Genomic DNA, 543 nt, shown 5'->3' on the forward strand with positions numbered 1-543 from the left:
ACATGGAGCTGCGCGTATCGCCCTGCGGCAGCCCCCGCCTCCGCCAAGTGGTGCTGCTGCTCCTGCAAGGCACCTGCCGCATTCTGGCCGCGGCCCATCACCTCGAGCTCTGCTACCTTCCGGGCGCGTGTGTCACTCAGAACCTCACGCTGGGCGCCGAAAGCGGCGATCTGTTCCTCAATCTCAACCAGGCGCGCCGCAGCAGCATCGACGTCGGCACCGACGGCTTCGGCACGGAGCGAGGCTTCGTCATGGCCATCGCCCTGCGCCCCCAGATCCTCTTCGAGCCTCTTGATGTCCGCTTCCGTCGCGTCACGACTGCGGGCTCGCTTGATCTCTGCCTCGAGAGAGGTGTCGTCCTCAACACCGGCAATCCGGCGGAGTTCCGTCAGCTTCCCGGCGGCATCTTCGCTGTTCCGCTGGGCGACCTTGAGTGCATCGCGGTGCTCCTGAATGCGCCTCGACAAGGCCTCCGCCTCTGTCTCTGCTTTCCGAGCCTCTCCCAGCTGCCTGATCAGGCGCATAGCCACTACGGTGGCTGAA

General features: G+C 65.6%; 1 protein-coding gene. It reads left to right on the forward strand.

Annotated elements, in window-relative coordinates:
• On the forward strand, positions 1–542 hold a 542-nt coding region (locus AC1DWF_RS37885; protein WP_476843549.1), incomplete at its 5' end, for a hypothetical protein.
• Position 543 lies beyond the last annotated feature (1 nt).

The organism is Aminobacter sp. P4_D5, from assembly GCF_056401815.1.